The 2,398-nt window shown below is 69.0% G+C and carries 1 protein-coding gene and 2 pseudogenes; 1 reads left to right on the forward strand and 2 read right to left on the reverse strand.

Annotation, left to right across the window (positions count from 1 at the left end; all coding sequences use genetic code 11):
* Together dbpA and A7X97_RS00870 are read right to left on the reverse strand one after the other, a co-directional pair.
* Positions 1-1,270: ATP-dependent RNA helicase DbpA (gene dbpA / locus A7X97_RS00865; RefSeq protein ID WP_111007457.1), on the reverse strand; the 1,270-nt coding region annotated here is incomplete at its 3' end.
* 153 nt (positions 1,271-1,423) lie between these two features.
* A pseudogene (locus A7X97_RS00870) lies at positions 1,424-2,242 on the reverse strand (YeiH family protein); the annotation flags it as partial.
* Between A7X97_RS00870 and A7X97_RS00875 the strand changes: the two are divergent.
* Positions 2,237-2,398: pseudogene (locus A7X97_RS00875) on the forward strand (putative sulfate exporter family transporter); the annotation flags it as partial. The pseudogenes A7X97_RS00870 and A7X97_RS00875 overlap by 6 nt on opposite strands.

Consider the following 2,398-nt stretch of genomic DNA (forward strand, 5'->3'; position numbering starts at 1 on the left):
GGAAGATCGCGATCTTCCCGATGAACTTGCTCGACAGGCCGGCATCGCCGGTCAGTGCGCCGAGGATGTCGCCCGGGCGCAGCTTGTCGGTCTTGCCGCCGTCGATGCGCAGGGTGCGCATCGCCGCCTGCGGCAACTCGGCCGGGCGCGAGGTCGCCAGTGGCGTCTTCTGCCAATCCAGCGGTTGCCCCATCTGCGCTTCGATGGCTTCGGCGCGGGTCTTTTCGCGGCCAGCCACCAGGCTGATCGCCAGGCCGCTCGCACCGGCACGGCCGGTACGGCCCACGCGGTGCTGGTAGCTCTCCACGTCGGTCGGCAGCTCGTAATTGATCACCGCCGCCAGCTCTTCCACATCGAGGCCGCGTGCAGCCACGTCGCTGGCCACCAGCACGTTGCAGCTGCGGTTGGCCAGCAAAAGCAGCACCTCCTCGCGGTCGCGCTGCTCCATGTCGCCGTGCAGGGCGAGTGCGGAGAAGCCGAACTGCTGCAGCGAGTTGGCCACTTCGTCCACATCCTTGCGGGTGTTGCAGAACACCACCGCCGATTCCGGCGCGTACTTCAGGAGCAGGCCGGCCAGCGCCTTCTGGCGATGCGCCGGTTCCACCTCGCAGAACAGGTGGCGGATGGCCGGTGCCTGGTCGGCGCCTTCCACGGTCACCTCCACCGCGTCGCGCAGCAGGTCACGCGCCATGGCGCGGATGCTGTCGGGGAAGGTGGCGGAGAACAGCAGGCTCTGGCGATCCCTGTGGGTGCGGCCGGCGATCTCGCGGATGGGCTCCTCAAAGCCCATGTCGAGCATGCGGTCGGCCTCGTCCAGCACCAGCGTGCGCACCGCGCCAAGATTCAGCGCGCGCTTGCGTGCCAGCTCCTGCACGCGGCCGGGCGTACCGACCACCACGTGCGGATCGTGGCCTTCCAGCGACGCCAGCTGCGGGCCCAGCGGCACGCCACCCACCAGCAGCAACAGCTTCAGGTTGGGAATGCCGGTGGCCAGCTTGCGGATCTGCTTGCCGACCTGGTCGGCCAGTTCGCGGGTCGGGCACAGGACCAGCGCCTGCACGCGGATCAGGCTGGGGTCGATGGCCTGCAGCAGGCCCAGGCCGAAGGCGGCGGTCTTGCCGCTGCCGGTCGGCGCCTGTGCGATCACATCGCGGCCATCGAGGATGGCCGGCAGGCTCTGCGCCTGCACGGGGGTGAGGGTGGTGTAGCCGAGGGCGTCCAGGCCGGGCTGCAGGGCCGGGCTCAGCGGCAGGGTCGAGAAATCAGTCATGGCGCATTGTACCTGCCTGCGCGGCTGGTCCCGCCTGGTGGGCCCGGGGGCGGATCCCTTTCCTCAGGAACGGGATCTGACCCCAACGGTGCCGTCATCCACGCATGGCGTGGATCTACGGGTGGGCGCCGACCCTGGTCGGTACGCTCCTGCTCAGCCCAGCACTGCCAACACACCCTTGTGGATCGCCAGGCCACCGAACAGCAGCCAGGCGAACAGGGTCAGCGCCAGCAGCAGTGGCTTCAGGCCGGCCTGGCGCAGCGCCGAGACATGGGTGGTCAGGCCCAGTGCGGCCATCGCCATCGCCAGCAGCACAGTATCCAGCTGCACCAGCCCGGCCTGCAGGCCAGCCGGTAGCAGGTGCAGCGAGTTGAAACCGGCCACCGCCACGAAACCGAACGCGAACCACGGCACTACGATGCGCGCCTTGCTGCCGTCGGCGCTGGCCTTGCCGCCACGCGCCAGCCACAACGACAACACGACCAGGAACGGCGCCAGCAGCATCACCCGCACCATCTTGGTGATCACCGCGGTATCGGCGGCGGCCTCGCTGACCGTGCGGCCTGCGGCCACCACCTGCGCCACTTCGTGCACCGTCGCACCAGTGAACAGGCCGTACTGCCGTGCGTCCATCGCCAACCAGCCGTGCGATTGCACCAGCGCATACAGCGCTGGGTACAGGAACATCGCCAGCGTGCCGAACACCACGACGGTGGAAACCGCGACAGTGACCTGCGCAGCGCGGCCGCGCACCACCGGTTCGGCGGCCATCACCGCTGCCGCACCGCAGATCGCGCTGCCGGCGCCGATCAGCATTGCCGCCTCGCGTTCCATCCTGAACACACGAACGCCCAGCCAGCAGGCCAGGCCGAAGGTGCTGGCGACCACCAGCACGTCCATCAGCACGCCGCTGACGCCGACATGGCCGATGTCCTGGAAGGTCAGGCGCAGGCCGTACAGCACGATGCCGGCGTCGGTTTCTCCAAGCACTGGCTGCTGCGCGCCGGCATCGTGCTGTACGGCCTGCGCCTGACCTTCCAGGACATCGGCCATGTCGGCGTCAGCGGCGTGCTGATGGACGTGCTGGTGGTCGCCAGCACCTTCGGCCTGGCCTGGTCGTCTTGTTTT

The sequence above is a fragment of the Stenotrophomonas sepilia genome (assembly GCF_003244875.1).
In the GTDB taxonomy this organism is placed as follows: Bacteria; Pseudomonadota; Gammaproteobacteria; order Xanthomonadales; family Xanthomonadaceae; genus Stenotrophomonas; species Stenotrophomonas sepilia.